Annotated in this window: 12 protein-coding genes and 1 pseudogene; 8 read left to right on the top strand and 5 right to left on the bottom strand. The window is 41.6% G+C overall.

The genetic code is table 11. From position 1 onward, the window contains the following. Positions 1-4 precede the first annotated feature (4 nt). Positions 5-2680: an RNA helicase gene (locus tag V7K40_RS13180; RefSeq protein ID WP_334960195.1), complete on the top strand. Its 2676-nt coding sequence runs from the start codon at positions 5-7 to the stop codon at positions 2678-2680. A 276-nt stretch (positions 2681-2956) separates the two neighbouring features. Here V7K40_RS13180 and V7K40_RS13175 read toward each other — a convergent pair whose 3' ends face one another. Then, positions 2957-3340, bottom strand: coding sequence for a hypothetical protein (locus V7K40_RS13175; RefSeq protein ID WP_334960193.1), 384 nt, complete (start codon positions 3338-3340; stop codon positions 2957-2959). A 757-nt stretch (positions 3341-4097) separates the two neighbouring features. On the opposite strand from V7K40_RS13175, the gene V7K40_RS13170 reads away from it, so the two are divergent. The 5 genes and pseudogenes from V7K40_RS13170 to V7K40_RS13150 all read left to right on the top strand — a co-directional run bounded on the left by V7K40_RS13170 (position 4098) and on the right by V7K40_RS13150 (position 9237). After that, positions 4098-6092: a heavy metal translocating P-type ATPase gene (locus V7K40_RS13170; protein ID WP_334960190.1), complete on the top strand. Its 1995-nt coding sequence runs from the start codon at positions 4098-4100 to the stop codon at positions 6090-6092. Between the two features lie 115 nt (positions 6093-6207). Further along, on the top strand, positions 6208-6885 hold the full coding sequence (locus V7K40_RS13165) for a hypothetical protein (RefSeq protein ID WP_334960188.1): 678 nt from the start codon (positions 6208-6210) through the stop codon (positions 6883-6885). A 266-nt stretch (positions 6886-7151) separates the two neighbouring features. Further along, positions 7152-7331 (top strand): annotated as a pseudogene (locus V7K40_RS13160) (ISNCY family transposase); the annotation flags it as partial. 220 nt (positions 7332-7551) lie between these two features. After that, entirely contained in the window at positions 7552-8748 is a 1197-nt protein-coding gene (locus V7K40_RS13155) for a HAMP domain-containing sensor histidine kinase (protein ID WP_334960186.1), read from the top strand. A 354-nt stretch (positions 8749-9102) separates the two neighbouring features. Then, positions 9103-9237, top strand: coding sequence for a hypothetical protein (locus V7K40_RS13150; protein WP_334960184.1), 135 nt, complete (start codon positions 9103-9105; stop codon positions 9235-9237). A 360-nt stretch (positions 9238-9597) separates the two neighbouring features. On the opposite strand, the gene V7K40_RS13145 is transcribed toward V7K40_RS13150, so the two are convergent. Then, entirely contained in the window at positions 9598-10686 is a 1089-nt protein-coding gene (locus tag V7K40_RS13145; protein ID WP_334960182.1) for an aromatic ring-hydroxylating dioxygenase subunit alpha, read from the bottom strand. A 321-nt stretch (positions 10687-11007) separates the two neighbouring features. On the opposite strand from V7K40_RS13145, the gene V7K40_RS13140 reads away from it, so the two are divergent. Then, positions 11008-11457 carry a heavy metal-responsive transcriptional regulator gene (locus V7K40_RS13140; protein ID WP_334960180.1) on the top strand — a complete coding sequence of 150 codons (450 nt, stop codon included), beginning with the start codon at positions 11008-11010 and terminating at the stop codon, positions 11455-11457. Positions 11458-11619: 162 nt separating this feature from the next. Here V7K40_RS13140 and V7K40_RS13135 read toward each other — a convergent pair whose 3' ends face one another. Genes V7K40_RS13135 through V7K40_RS13125 form a run of 3 tightly spaced genes read right to left on the bottom strand, consistent with a single transcriptional unit; the run spans position 11620 to position 14432 of the window. After that, entirely contained in the window at positions 11620-11844 is a 225-nt protein-coding gene (locus tag V7K40_RS13135) for a hypothetical protein (protein ID WP_334960178.1), read from the bottom strand. Then, positions 11834-14194, bottom strand: a complete 2361-nt coding sequence (locus V7K40_RS13130; RefSeq protein WP_334960176.1) for a heavy metal translocating P-type ATPase — start codon at positions 14192-14194, stop codon at positions 11834-11836. The genes V7K40_RS13135 and V7K40_RS13130 overlap by 11 nt, the downstream gene beginning before the upstream one ends. Before the next feature lie 43 nt (positions 14195-14237). Next, positions 14238-14432, bottom strand: coding sequence for a heavy-metal-associated domain-containing protein (locus V7K40_RS13125; protein WP_273764231.1), 195 nt, complete (start codon positions 14430-14432; stop codon positions 14238-14240). Positions 14433-14821: 389 nt separating this feature from the next. Between V7K40_RS13125 and V7K40_RS13120 the strand changes: the two genes are divergently transcribed. Then, positions 14822-15856, top strand: a complete 1035-nt coding sequence (locus V7K40_RS13120; RefSeq protein ID WP_334960174.1) for an RtcB family protein — start codon at positions 14822-14824, stop codon at positions 15854-15856. The last annotated feature ends 71 nt before the right edge of the window (positions 15857-15927 follow it).

Raw genomic sequence — 15927 nt, 5'->3', positions numbered from 1 at the left:
TTGAGTGAATTATCCTGCGCCGTCTCCAGAACTTGACTTAGGGTCTATATTTCCCTTTGAACTGGATCAGTTTCAAAAAGAAGCGATCGCGTCCCTGAACGCCGGACGCTCCGTAGTCGTGTGTGCCCCCACAGGTTCGGGCAAAACATTAGTCGGGGAATACGCCATTTATCGCGCCCTGTCGCGAGGAAAACGTGTATTTTATACTACTCCCTTAAAGGCGCTGTCGAATCAAAAATTACGTGACTTTCGAGAAAAATTCGGGTTTGATCAAGTCGGACTGTTAACTGGAGATGCTTCCATTAACAGGGATGCACCGATTTTAGTGATGACTACAGAAATTTTCCGAAATATGCTCTATGGCACACCTATTGGGCAAATTGGCATCTCATTAGTAGACGTTGACGCCGTGATCCTTGATGAGTGCCACTACATGAACGATCGCCAGCGCGGTACAGTTTGGGAAGAATCAATCATCTATTGTCCTCGGGAAGTGCAACTGGCAGCCCTCTCAGCAACTGTTGCCAACAGCGATCAACTCACCGACTGGCTAAATCGCGTTCACGGTCCAACAGACCTGATTTACTCCGATTTTCGCCCAGTCCCCTTAGAATTTCACTTTTGCAATCCCAAAGGGTTATTTCCCCTGCTGAATGATAGCAAAACCAAAATTAACCCCCGTCTTCAGAAGAAAAAGGGGAGAGGGGGAGAAAGGGAGAGGGGGAGAAGTGGTAGACCGGAGGCTCCTGGCATCATTTATACCTTGAGCCAGTTAGAGCAACGGGATATGCTACCAGCGATTTACTTTATTTTTAGCCGCCGGGGATGTGATAAAGCGGTGGCAGAAGTGGGTGATTTATGGCTGGTAAATAATGAAGAGTCTCAGATTTTGCGCCAACAGATTGATGACTTTTTAGTCCGCAATCCCGAAGCAGGGCGTTCTGGACAAATTGCACCCCTATACCGAGGAATTGCCGCTCACCACGCCGGAATTTTGCCTGCTTGGAAAGCACTGGTAGAAGAACTATTTCAGCAGGGGCTGATTAAAGTAGTATTCGCCACCGAGACACTAGCAGCGGGAATTAATATGCCCGCCCGGACAACGGTAATTTCTACCCTTTCCAAGCGTACCGACACTGGACACCGCCTGTTGAATGCTTCCGAATTCTTGCAAATGGCGGGACGGGCAGGCCGTCGGGGGATGGATAAACAAGGTCATGTGGTGACAGTCCAAACTCCCTTTGAAGGAGCCAAAGAAGCCGCGTATTTGGGAACATCCAAGCCAGACCCCCTAGTAAGCCAGTTTACGCCCAGTTATGGCATGGTACTCAATTTGCTGCAAACCCACACCCTAGAGCAAACCAGGGAACTCATAGAACGCAGCTTTGGGCAGTACATGGCCACCTTGCATTTAAGACCAGAATATGATGAGATTGCCGAACTACAAACACAATTAGCTCAACTTCATGAGCAAATCGCCGCAGTTGATGAAAATGAACTGGCTGTTTATGAGAAATTGCGGCAACGCCTGAAAATAGAACGCCAGATATTGAAAACCCTGCAAGAGCAAGCGCAGGATGATAGACAACAAGAATTAGGGATGATGTTGAGCTTTGCAGTCTCAGGAACTCTGTTAAGTCTTAAAGGCAAAAATATCACAGTGCCTTCACCTGTAACCGCAATCTTAGTCGGAAAATCGCCTAGTTTTGGTCAAGCTCCTTACTTGGTATGCTTGGGGCACGATAACCGCTGGTATGTAGCAACAACAGGGGATGTAGTCGATTTGTATGCTGAACTACCGCGAGTTGAGGTGCCACCTGATGTACTACCACCGCCAGAGATGCCCTTGAAACCAGGACAGTCGCGCCGTGGTAGTCAAGAAACCTTTGCGATCGCTGGACGTATTCCCAATCCGATAGAATCTTTGTATCTAGCACCAGAAGTAACAGAACAACTCAGTCGAACTGCCGCCATCCAAGAGCAATTAGAAGCTCATCCCTTACATCAATCAGGCAATGCTGCCACGCTTTTCAAGCGTCGCGCCCGCTATGTCGAACTAGAAGCCGAACTCGAACAGTTGCAAGAGCAAGTAGAGCAACAGTCACAACGTCATTGGGAAGAATTTCTCAATTTAATTTCAATTCTGCAACACTTTGGCGCTTTAGATAACTTAGTTCCTACACAATTAGGGCAAATCGCTGCCGCCATTCGAGGGGAGAATGAATTGTGGTTGGGTTTAGTATTCGCTAGTGGTGAATTGGACAACTTAGATCCACACCATTTAGCCGCCGCCGCCGCCGCTTTGGTGATGGAAACGCCCCGTCCAGATAGCAAGGTTAACTTTGAGCTTAGTAATGAAGTGGCAGAAGCCTTGAAAAAATTGCGGGGAATTCGTCACCAAATGTTCCACCGACAACGGCGGTATAACGTAGCGCTGCCTATATGGTTGGAATTTGAGTTAATTGCCATAGTGGAACAATGGGCGCTAGGAATGGAGTGGACAGAACTCTGCGAGAACACTACCTTGGATGAAGGCGATGTAGTAAGAATTTTACGGCGGACGTTGGATTTATTATCGCAAATCCCCCACGTTCCCCATTTGCCACACTCTTTCCAGCGTAATGCCTATCGGGCGATGCAGTTGATTGATAGATTCCCTGTGAATGAGGTGGTTGAATGAACAGAACGCTCTTACGCACAGAGAGTATTCGATAATTTCTTTGCGTAAAAACCTCTGTCCATCTTTACCTCTTTTTCTCTATGCGTCCTCTTCGTCAACATTAATTTGAGGCCTTTGAAGTAATGCTACAAACTGCCCCAACAATGAATTTAGATTTGACCAAACAATAGTAGTGGTAAGTGGTTAAAAGTGCTTTTTTGGTTTCGTATATGTTTTATACGTGATTAATCATGTGTATTTAACAGAAGTTATAGTCCCTGTCAAGGCTTTTCAATCCTAATAAACCAGGTTTCCAGTACCCTGCAACTGACGCAAAGAATTTATACACAATGGACAATCGCATCCAAATAGCTGAATTGCCCGATCGCTTTCCGCGTCAGTAAAATTCAACATGGCAATGTTCTGATCTGATACTGATGTGACAATGGTTGAGGAACGTGTAGATGAGGTATAAGGTTGCTTTCTCTCTGAATCTCGAATACACACAAAATCTTTTTGCCCATGTGGGTTAGTGATACAGGTACGACCGTCTTGTGTGTGCATTAATTTTTGTGTAATATTAATACTAGCATGGGCAGGATGAAATACCCCCAGCGTAGACATCATCGACACAAAAATAGAGGAACTGGAAAGTAAATTCAGGATAATTTTTTTGTTCATAGATTTCCTTGAGAAAATTGTCTACTAGTTTAGGGTATTATATTCACTTTCAAACTTCAAGTGAATTTTCCCTAAGAATAGCTAGCTTGACACTTATTACTCAAGAAAGTTCCATATCTACCCAGTTTGAGCACAAACTAGTTGCTACAGCATAATTCACAAGTCAAACAGGCTTTCTGTCTAAATTTGATACCTAACCTAAGTTGTGTACTTCACAAAATTTAAATCTGCTGTATATTCCTAACAGTTCTATTTCGTTATATACATAAACCGTCTAGAACTCAAGTTCCAGTCTAATAACTAAAGTCCGTTTTAACGGACTATAACCTTTTCTCAGCGTCTAAAGACGAGTTTCACTATTAAACTGATGAATTCATTCTGAAGTGAGCTAGATAAGAATGAAATAGTTTTAATATTCCCAAGATAGTGATTGTTTGCTTGATGTTAAGTATAAGGGCTTAATTAAATTAAAGCTCGTAGTCAGCGGCTCTAACCCTTTAAAATATTATACAGAGCGATAAATCGCTGACTACGAACAAAAACTATATCTGATATTATTCTATACAATTCCGAACTAATATCGTTATCTTTACAAGATTAAAAATCTTGATTTTAATCAAAAGATAGGACAAATATTTAATAATTAATCTGATATAGATTCTCATTCTTAAATTCTCAACTTGTAAAAACTTCTTTTTTTGATTACATTTGGAAAAAGGCTCATATATCAAGTAATTTACTAGCCTCAACAGAAAAAATGAAGCAGAAAGTACATTTAGAATCATCAGGTTGTTCCAACTGCGAACATGACCATCACGAGAATCATAACCATGTTCATAATCACAATCATGATGAGAATCATAACCATGACCACGATCACGACCACGGTGGAGAATTCAATCTTAAAAATGAGGTATTGCCTTTGGTAGTGATTTTAAGTTTATATGCACCTGGTGTAATTTTTGAAAATCAATTACACAATACATTCTACTCAATAGGTGAATATTTACTTTTTATCCCTGCTTATTTATTAAGTGGATGGAGTGTTTTAAAAACTGCTGGGCGCAATATACTCAGAGGTAGAGTATTTGATGAAACATTTTTGATGGCAGTAGCGACATTAGGGGCGATCGCAATTCATAAATTACCCGAAGCTGTCGGAGTCATGCTATTTTATAAAATTGGGGAATTGTTTCAAGATATTGCCGTTAGTCGTTCTCGTAATTCTATTAAAGCTTTATTAGAAGTCCGCCCAGACTATGCCAATATCCAAATAGGCGGAGAACTTAAGAAAGTGTCGCCAGAAACAGTAAAGATTGGGGATATTATCGTTGTCAAGCCTGGAGAAAAGATTCCTTTAGATGGTGAGATTATAGATGGTAATTCGCAAGTTGATACATCTGCATTAACTGGAGAATCTGTGCCGCGAACGGTGAGGCTATCCGAGACAGTTTTGGCTGGGATGATCAATAAAATGGGTGTTCTCAGCATTAAAGTAACAAAACTTTTTGATGAATCTTCCATTGCTAAGATTTTAGACTTGGTGCAAAATGCCAAAAGTAAAAAAGCAGAAACAGAGAAATTTATTACTAAATTTGCCCGATATTATACGCCAATAGTAGTTTTTACATCTTTAGCAGTTGCTTTGTTACCTCCTTTATTCATTTCTGGCGCAACTTCTTCTGAATGGATTTATCGGGCCTTAATTTTATTAGTTATTTCCTGTCCGTGTGGACTAGTTATCAGTATTCCATTAGGTTACTTTGGAGGTGTGGGAGGTGCTGCTAAACGTGGTATTTTGGTTAAAGGCTCTACATTTTTAGATAGTTTAAATGCAGTCAATACAGTTGTTTTTGATAAAACCGGAACGTTAACTAAAGGAGTATTTCAAGTAGCAAAAATAGTACCAAAAAATGGCTTTAATGAACAAGGATTGTTGCAATTTGCAGCCAAAGTAGAATCGCATTCAAATCATCCTATTGCCCAATCTATCCGCAATGCTTATGGTGAAAAAATTGATACATTAGATGTGAGAGATTATGAAGAAATAACAGGTTATGGAATTAGAGCCAAGGTTAAAAATCAGGTAGTAATAGCGGGAAGCGATCGCCTATTGCATAGAGAGAAGATTGCTCATGATAATTGCCAGTTAGAAGGAACAGTTATTCATCTAGCAGTGGATAATATTTACGCTGGATATATTGTCATTACTGATGAACTTAAAGAAGATGCGAGACACGCTATTCAAGCACTCAAGCGAATGGGTGTCGAGAAAACAGTAATGTTGACAGGAGATAATCAAGCGATCGCCTCCCGAATTGCTCAACAGCTTGGCATAGATTCTTACGAAGCAAAGTTATTACCTGAAGAAAAAGTCAATGCCATTGAGAAGTTACTCAGCACCGCCGGCAAGCATGGTAAAGTTGCCTTCATTGGGGATGGTATTAATGATGCGCCAGTGATTGCTAGAGCAGATGTTGGTATGGCAATGGGTGGGTTAGGCTCAGATGCAGCCATAGAAACTGCCGATATTGTGATCATGACAGATGCACCGTCAAAAGTCGCAGAAGCAATACAAATTGCTAGAAAAACAAGGCAAATTGTTTGGCAAAATATTGGTTTTGCTTTAGCAATTAAAGCTGTATTTATTGGATTGGGTATTTTCGGGATAGCGACAATGTGGGAAGCTGTCTTTGCTGATGTTGGAGTAGCAATGCTTGCAATTTTTAACGCAACTAGAGCGATGAAATAAAATTATTGGGAAATCAGGAATTCATAATTGGGAAATTGTAGAAGTTAAAACTAAAGAGTAAGGAGTTATTTATTTAACGCTTCTCACTCATATTCTGCTACCCCAAATGGAACCCATGAATTCATCAATAAAAGGCATTGCTACAGCTACTTTAGCTTTACTGCTAAACTATTCAGCAAACCCAGCCTTTGCACTACCCCAGAAAATCAATCATCCAGTGACTGTTGCTAAATCGCAACCATTAACAGACACCTTGATTGTTCCTGGGGAAAGAGTGGGGCCGATTACACGCACAACCACCAAGCAAGATTTAGTGAAGCTGTTTGGTGCATCCCATCTCATTGATAAAACCATTTCTGGCGCTGAAGGAATGGGTAGTTTTGCAGCTACTCAGTTAAATCTAAATCAGGGGCGATCATTCTTGGTAGTTTGGAGTGATAATACTCGTACTAAACCTCTAGATGTGCGTAACTTGGGTTCAGCTTGGAAAACCCGCGAAGGTATCGGTGTCGGAATCCCTTTGAGCGAGTTACGCAAAAAATTAGGTAATTTTAAACTTTATGGATTGGCGTGGGATTACGGCGGCACGATTTTATTAGATAGTAGTAAATTATCTCGTTATCAAGGCAAACTGATTTTACGAGTAAACACGGCTCCCAATGGTTCTGAAAAGTTCCCTAATGACTACCAAGCAGTTTCTGGGGACAGTACTTTTTCCTCCAGCAATCCCCACTGGAAACCTCTGGGAATCAGGCTAGCAGAAATTATCGTTGTACTGAACCCAAGTGAGTAGTGGTATGCTAAACATCAGTTTGCTTGCTAGGGCGTAGAGGGACTATGGAGACGACGTTCTTATACTAGATTATGCGATCGCAGCAGATACTCTCATTCGCTTGCAATTAGAAAAGCAAATTGAACAAACTGAAGCTGAACTAAACGAATTGGCTCAACAGCTTGATGATCTCGAACAAGCTTTATTGAGACTCATTCAGTAGGAGCCTTTCTAATCCACATCAGATACTGACGCAACTTTAAGCGCGTCTAATCTGTTTTTTACTACAAACCCCTTGTTTTCTCGCCTATCAACGCTCAATGGCAGAGAACAAAGGGCATAATAATGCTCAAAGCCTGTTTGGTGTGCATCAGATTCCAAGCAATAACCGTATCCGAGATTTGCTTGACGAGGTAGAACCATCTCAGATATTTCCGATGTTTTGGGAGATTTTCAGAGTGTTGGAGCAAACGGATCACTTATCAGGTTTTCGGTGATTCGAGATATGATTTAAAGTTAGATCCCAAAAGGATTTTACAGTTTTTTGTTATCTATTTTGCGGCACAGTTACCGAAACCTTTGTGCCAGTTGCGTAAATCCTGCCTCAGTTGCCAACATTACCTTAAACGGACTAAGCTAGCTTTAGCCAAAGGGACTTCCCGCTTAATGTATTGGATTGAGCATAAGATGGATTTTAGTCAAACTCTAAGTCAGAAAAGTAATGCCATTATTGAACAATGGGTAAAAGCAGTTTACCAGGATGAACAAATCGAAGCTACTAAAGAGCTAACTTTTAAAGCTGTACGAAATAGCTTACCGCGCGTTTTGAAAGCATTAGCAACAGTACTTTCTGAATCAGCAACCAGCGATTTACAAACGGTAGTCGATGCAAGCCTAGAACACGGCACACTTCGCGCTGAACAAGGATTTGAGCCAGCAGAAATTGCACGAGAGTATCGTTTACTCAGACTTGTGATTTTTTCTTATTTAGAAGAAGATTTATTAAATGCGTCTCCGCAAGAGGTATTACGGGCGGTTCGCCTGATTGATATGATAATTGATGAAGCGATCGCCCGTTGTTTTCACAGTTACACCCAAGGGCGAATACAAGAGTTTAAACAACTGCAAAGTCAGTTGCGGTTGACTAACCAAGAACTAACTCGTTTAGTTCGTGCTAGTAAAGAAAATCTATCTCAGTTGGCTCACGAACTGAAAACGCCCCTAACTTCAATTATTGGTTATGCAGACTTATTTTTACGTCAGCAGCGTCAACAACCAGAACTTAAGGATTCTTATACAAATCTTGAAAGTATCGAGCGAGTCCTCAAGAGTGGTAGGCTTCTTGTCCGTTTAATCAACGATACTCTAGAAATTTCGCGTTATGATACCGGGCAAATGATATTGCAGCCAAGTATCACTGACGTACATGATTTAATCAACTTAGTTATTGAGATGATTGAACCGTTAGCGCAGGCCAAAGAATTATCTTTAGTAGTTGATTGTGATCGCGCTCCCAAGCAAGTTACTACAGATCCACTCCGGCTTCAGCAAATTGTTACCAATTTGCTGAGTAATGCAATTCGTTATACACAAACAGGTTCAATTCTTTTAAAGTGCTGGATGGAATCTCAACAGCAGTGGGCTATCTCTGTTACTGATAGTGGTATTGGTATTTCCCCAGAGGCTCAAACACAAATCTTCAATCCCTATTTTCGTGCCGTAACTTATCCCCAAGTACAAAATACTGATGGTACAGGATTAGGTTTAGCAATAGTCTCTCAATTTGTCCAGTTAATGCATGGCGAGATTAAAGTAAATTCACAGCTAGGAAAAGGTTCTACATTTACAGTAATTTTGCCATCAGAACTGAGCGCTCAGATATAATACTAATTCGTAATTCGTAATTAAAATTTAGCAATCTAAATCATTCGGAAAAATCAATTATATATAAATAGTAACCGTTCAGGGGAGTGCGCCTGCGGCGCACCCCCCAGTAATTGATAGGCAGTTCGTGGGAATATCAGGGTCGCAGCACCCGTTTGTAAATAAAGTGCTGGATTTAGGCGATAATTTTCCCCTTTGCTATTACGCAGGTGGAAGTAAATTTTTACCTGGTGAAGCAACAACTATTAAAACTAGTCCAATTTGTACTAACTTAACGGAGAGCGAGGGCGATCGCAGCAAAAACTAGACGCGCTTCAAGCAGAATTTGACATCCGCAGCGAGAAGTTTAAGCAGATGAAAAAAGCTGTAGCTATTGAGGCTGGTACCGCCGTTAAGTTTCAATTAGAACAGCAGCTTCTTGATGAAGAGGCAAAACTGGCACATCTTGGCGATGAACTGGATAGAATTGAGTCTGCATTGCAATCATGAGACTTATGTAAATATACAGTTATTTGGCAGATGGAAATCAGGATTTCCCTACCTAGAAAACAAGGAAAATAGAGATATTCAGTTAATTGGTGTTTGTTTATACTATTTCAATTTTTTGTAGTGGTTATACTCATGACTTAGGTTCTACCTGGGAATTAGGAAGTGGCAAAGCCACTTCTTTTTATTAATCTGGTAGCCCAGGAAAAAAATAAATTAAAAGTTAAAAGTAATTTGTTGAACTTTTAACTTTTATTAGTTGTTATATCATGTCCGTTTAATTGACCATAAAATAATTAGCCTGTTAATCTACAGTTTTGTATCCAAGCAGTATGACAAAATTCTGGTCATATAGACATGATATTAGTCATTACTCATTGTATCTTGCCATTTCTCACGCTTGGGCTTGCTCTCCACATCGCGCGATCGCGCTTCTTGCCAAGTCCCCCACATTAGGGATTGCTGTTTTTCAACATAGTTAATAAACTGCATAACTGACTGATCTGCTTTGATGGGAGTTTTTAAATCAAACTGAATTGTTTGGACAATTTTAATGTCACCCATGAGAAAGTACTTAGCTATAATCTTAGTCAGCCATAGCACAACTCGATTGCATAACCAACCAAAAATTCCTTTACGTTTTTTGGTCATCAACAAGATTTGACCTTCAGTTTTTCCCCCTTCGTAGAGGCGAACTGCAACCATCATGTGAATATGGAAGAAATCGGGCCCAACTGTCACAATACCAATGCTGCCGTACCAATAGCAAATACTGTAAGTTATGGCATTTTTGTAGAAAAGACGGATGAGCTTAATGAAAGACGAATTGTTTTTGATGGGTGTAATGTTACTGAAGATAATAGCATTCTCGTTCAGTTCCTGTCTTTCAAAAATAACTTCTATTGGCAGTTTGTGAATTGTATTGAGATGTTGAGCATCGATTGCATTAATCATTACCACATTCGGGTGACAGTTCATCACAAAATGGGAAGTAATAGCAACATCACACTCTTTTTCTTCTAACTCTGGAACAAAAGGTAGAGGTTGCTGTGGTATTTCTCCAGTCCAAACCCAAATCATCCCGTACTTCTCAGCAGTGGGCCAAGTTTGTAACTTTAGGGAAAGTGGCGTATCTAAACATGGGATATCAATACACATCCCTTCAGCATCAAACTTCCAGTGGTGGAAAAAACAACGTAGTGCATTACCCTCAACTTTACCTTCAGCAAGGTGAGCGCCCATATGCGGACAGTAGGCATCAAAGGTAACTACTCTTTTGTCTTTACCACGGTAAATCGCTAATTCTCTGCCCAAAATCGTGACAGGTTTTACTTCACCCACCCGCAGATTTCGAGAGGGTATTAGCCAATACCATCCTTCAATAAAACGCTCTGGATTATTGAAAATTTTAGGTTTACGGGTTGAGCTAAAAGTCTGCGAGTTGAGATTCATTTTTATAGTTTCACTTGAGGTGAAGCAGTTAATCTAGAAATAACATGCAAACTAAAAAAAAACAGTTACTTTCAGTACCATGACAAACAGTTACCCTATCAATGGATAAAATTAGAGAGGTAAAATGCTGAGTTAAATTTATTAAATAAAAATGGTAAATTTAAGTAAATAAGCGGAAATTATTAAATGTTGGTAGTAAATTAGTAAAATCTTTAATTAGATAAAAATTTCAACTACTGATGCCAACATTTTGCTAAATCAAATGAGTTAATAAATTAGGAAAATATGTCATAATAATTACAATATTTGGGAAAATCTGCCGTGTTAACTCAGGAGACAAAACTGCTTTTGATTGGTCAGGTAACAGATATAAGCAAAATCCCCATCAGGACAATTCGCTATTACGAGAGTTTAGGTTTACTCAAATCATCAAGACGAACAGAGGGAGGCTTTCGCCAGTTTTCATTGGATGTGCTGACTCGTCTAGCTTTCATTAAAAGGGCACAAAATCTTGGTCTTAGCTTAGAGGAGATTGGAAATATTCTTCAGGTTTATGACCAAGGACAGGCTCCCTGTGGTGAAATTAAAGAAAAGTTTGAAGATAAGGTCTTGCAGATTGATCGCCAAATTAATCAATTGTTAACCTTACGTTCTGAAATAGAAGGATTACTTTCAGGCTGGAAGAATATCGGTGACCACCATGAGGATACAATTTGTCCGATCATTCAAAATAAGACTTACAGTAGGAGTCAGGAGTCACGACTAAAATAGGCTTTATACCTGACTTTGAAACCTAGTTTGTGTACTACACTCAGTTAAAATGCGCTGTAGTATTCGCTGTCATTAGTAAGGGTCAAAAATATGAATTATAGGTTTGGTTTCGCTTTGCTGTACCCAGCAAATTCCCAAATAATGTTGGGTTTCATTCCTGATTTAGGACTCAGAACTTTTATAGAGAAGGAACCACCACAACTCTAGTCCAATTAAGGCTAAACCACCGATCGCAACACCAACTTTCAAGCCTAAAGGTTGCTCAATACGGTGAAATTGGCTGGTTTGTGACAAGTGGGCTGGGATTTCTGCTAATGTTACACCTGATGTTCCAGTGAGAAGCACTAAAGCTATAAGGCTTCCCCAAAGCATTTTTTTACTGAACATTTCCTAAATTACCCTGCAATTTTGAGGTAGTTTTTGGTTGAAAGTTACGCAATCTGAGGGCATTGCTAACAACAGAAAGCGAAGAAAGAGCCATCGCTGCTCCAGCGATGATTGGATTGAGTAACCAACCAAAGATGGGGAACAAAATTCCAGCCGCAATGGGAATACCAATGACGTTGTAAATGAAGGCAAAGAAGAGATTTTGCCTGATATTATTGATGGTAGCGCGACTCAGTTGAATTGCTGTCACAATTAAGAGCAAATCTCCAGAAATTAGGGTGATATCGCTAGCTGCGATCGCTACATCTGTTCCCGTACCAATAGCAATACCCACATCAGCCTGTGCTAGAGCTGGCGCATCATTTATGCCATCACCTACCATTGCGACAATTTTAGATTTTAGATTTGGGATTTGGGATTTTGAATTGGGAAATCTCTTTATCTCCCCTTGCAGAGATTGGATAATCGCTGCCTTTTGATCTGGACGGACTTCGGCAAAGATTCGCTGGATGCCAACTTGTAGAGCGATCGCATCAGCAGTTTTACGATTGTCTCCGGTAAGCATTACTACTTCTAAACCTAACTTCTGTAAAGCTTTCACTACTGCTGTGGATGAAGGTTTGAGGGCATCAGCAATACCCATTATTCCTTGTAGTTCGCCATCTACTGCAATCAAAATGACTGTTTTACCAACCGCTTCCCAGGCATCTTTATACTGCTGGAGAGCAATGGTGTTAATTCCAAGTTCTGTTAACCAGCGTTGTGTACCAATTTGCACAAGCTGATTTGAAACAACTGCTTGGACACCACTACCTGCGTTAGCCACGAAGTGGGTAGCCGTTGGCATCGCCTGAAAGTTCTTTGCCTCTATTAAACTCACTTCTTGAGACTGGGCATATTTCACCACTGCTGATGCTAAAGGATGCTCAGAATTGCGTTCCACCGTTGCTGCTAACTGTAAAAGCTTGATTTCATTACCATTAGTTGTACCGTTGACAGTTACAAAGTCTGTAACTGTAGGTTTCCCCTGAGTCAAAGTGCCAGTTTTATCTAAAACAATGGTTTGAATTTTGTGTGCTAGTTCTAAGCTGTCTGCACCCTTAATCAAGATGCCATTTTCTGCACCTTTACCCGTCCCTACCATTACAGAAGTGGGGGTAGCTAAACCTAAAGCACAAGGACAAGCGATAATCAGTACACCCACCGTTGTCATTGTTGCTAGGGTGAGGTTGCCAGTGAAATTAAACCAAATGATGAAAGTGGCGATCGCGATCGCAATCACAGCTGGGACAAACCATCCTGTCACTTGATCTGCCAACCGCTGAATTGGGGCTTTAGAACCTTGGGCTTGTTGCACTAGTTTGACGATTTGAGCCAAAAACGTATCATTTCCGACTCGTGTCACCCGAAATTGAAATGCACCCGCACCATTAATCGTTGCCCCAATCACTTCATCTCCTGGTTGCTTTTTAACTGGCAAACTTTCACCCGTCACTATCGCTTCATCTACCGTCGAAGCGCCTGTAATCACTTCGCCATCTACTGGAATCTTTTCACCAGGACGCACCAAAATCACATCGTTGATTCTGACTTCGGCGATGGGAACATCAATTTCCCTACCATCACGGATAACTCTGGCATCTCTAGCTTGCAGTCCAATGAGTTTGCGAATGGCTTCAGAAGTTTGCCCCCTAGCGCGATTTTCCAATAACCGTCCCAACAAAATTAAGGTAATGACAATCGCGGCAACTTCGTAATAAATATGAGGTATCAAGCCCTGAGCAATAAAAAATTTCGGGAAAACAGTGACAAACAAAGAATATAAATACGCTGCACTTGTACCCAAAGCAATCAGCGTGTCCATTGTCGCCGTATGGCGCTTGAGGGTTTTCCAGCCATTCCGGTAAAAAGATCCACCACACCAGAACACGACGGGTGTTGTCAGCACTAACTCTACCCAAGGATTTTGCAGGAAGCTTGGAATCAAGGGGAAGTTCAGCCCAGTCATCATGGGCAACGACCCCAAAAGTAGGAAAATGCTGATTACACCTCCCACCACTACCTTGAGGGAGAGTTCGCGTTGTAATGCTTGCCTACTCGCAATCTCTGCATCATCTTCTTCGGAGAGCATTTCTTCCTGGAGTGAGTAGGAAGAGTATCCCGCAGCATCTATAGCAGCTTGGATTTTCTCCAAATTGGCTAGAGAGCGATCGTAATTGATGGCGGCTTGTTCGGCTCCAAAGTTAACGTTGCAGTCAATCACCCCAGGAACAGAGCGAATTGCCCTTTCGATGTTGTTGGCGCAAGCGGCGCAACTCATGCCTCGAAGTTTGAGTGTGAGAGTATCCATAACTAAATGAACCGCCGTGATTGATGTGAGAGGATCTTAAAGATTAAGCAACTGGATAGCCAGCAGCAGCCAACGCTTCTTTAATTGCTGTTTCTGATGCTTGAGTTTCTACACTGACAAGCTTGGTTGTCGGATCAGCCTGAATGCTGGCGTTGGCATCGACTGCCTGAAGTGCTTTGGTGATGGTGCCTGCACAAGCAGAACAAGCCATATTGGGAACTGTGAGTTGGAGAGTCATAGATTTACGGGATAAAATGAACAACCTAGCCAGACGAAGCTGGATGACTGAGGGACAACCGTCAACAGTCAGAAATAACTGGAAAGAGAGTCGCCTTGAATTCATCCTAGACTCTCTAGCCGGCTGGAGAGTCTAGAGAATTTTAAAAGTTTTTCGCTAAACTTCAAATTTATTTACATATGTAGTACATAAATTGCTAAAAATACAAGATACTACAAAACACTTGTCTTCCGATGCAAGTATGTGTTATTAAGGCTATATAACCTGTTGTTTTCCCCACAGTTCTGGGAAAATGACCCTCCGCACCACTTGAGACGCGGCTGCTGAACCCAAGTCTCCTCATCTCTTCACAACAAAGAGTCTTTTTTAAGGCTCTATTTGGAGTTTTCATGCAGCCAAAAAATCTGAAACGTCTCCTGCGTGCTTTAGAGCGGCAAGGTTTGGATGTAACTTATAATGATCGCATTTATTCTGTCCGTTTAGTTAATTCTCCTGATGTCCCTGTAGCAGAAGTGTTACTGCCAGAAGATTTCCCTGTTGAAGCTAAGGCACTGAAGCAGTTAGCGAGTTTGGCAAGCGTCCGCCACCCGTCAGGTGGATGCGTTTGTCGTGCCTGTGCTACGCCTGACTTTCATCCAGGTGATGCGGGTGTTGCCATTGGTTCAGTCGTAGAAACTGTGGGTCAGGTCATCCCTGGTGCTGTCGGTTCTGACATCAATTGTGGAATGCGCCTGCATGTTGCTGATTTGACAATAGAGGAATTTCTGGCAAAGCGTGACCAATTCGTAGAACGGATGAAGGGGGATTACTTCTTCGGTACACGTGATGTGACGATGACTGCTGACGCAATGCAGGCTCTATTTCAGTACGGAGTTTCCGGTTGGCTGAATGCCATGCTAGATCAGCCTACAGGGAGTGTAGTTAAGTCTGATTTGCAACAACTTGCCCAAGAGAGCGAACGCATCTTCTTGGGTGGTTCAATGGATGGTGACTGGAAACTTGCGCCTGAAGAATTGGTTCCCGATGCTGGACTAGTACGCGATGGCGGACTAGCAACCATTGGCGGCGGCAACCATTTTGTAGAAGTGCAACGGGTTGATAAAGTTGAAAATCGTACACTTGCCCACGCCTGGGGAGTGCGCGAGGGACAGCTAGCTTTTATGATTCACTCTGGTTCTCGAAACGTGGGTAAGTATATTGGGGGAATATGGCGAGATAAAGCTAAGGCGATTTGGCAAAAAGGTCTCAAGTACCCTGATTCGCAGATTTTTCCTCTCTCTACCCATTCTCACCCCGAACTAGTCGCCAGTTACTTGCAAGCTGAGGCTACTGCTGCTAACTATGCCTTTGTCAATCGCCTGTTGCTAGCGGAACTGCTGCGTCTGCGTTTACGGGAAGTATACAAAAGACTTGTCGCTAAATAAGAATAAAAAATTATGAAATGCTATTGTGGATTTCACTCTGGCAATTTATGCAGCCATCAAGTAGAAATTCC

This window comes from Nostoc sp., from assembly GCF_036917195.1.
GTDB lineage: Bacteria > Cyanobacteriota > Cyanobacteriia > Cyanobacteriales > Nostocaceae > Nostoc.
The sequence above is the reverse complement of the archived record's forward strand: the minus strand, read 5'-3'. Positions and strand labels throughout refer to the sequence as shown.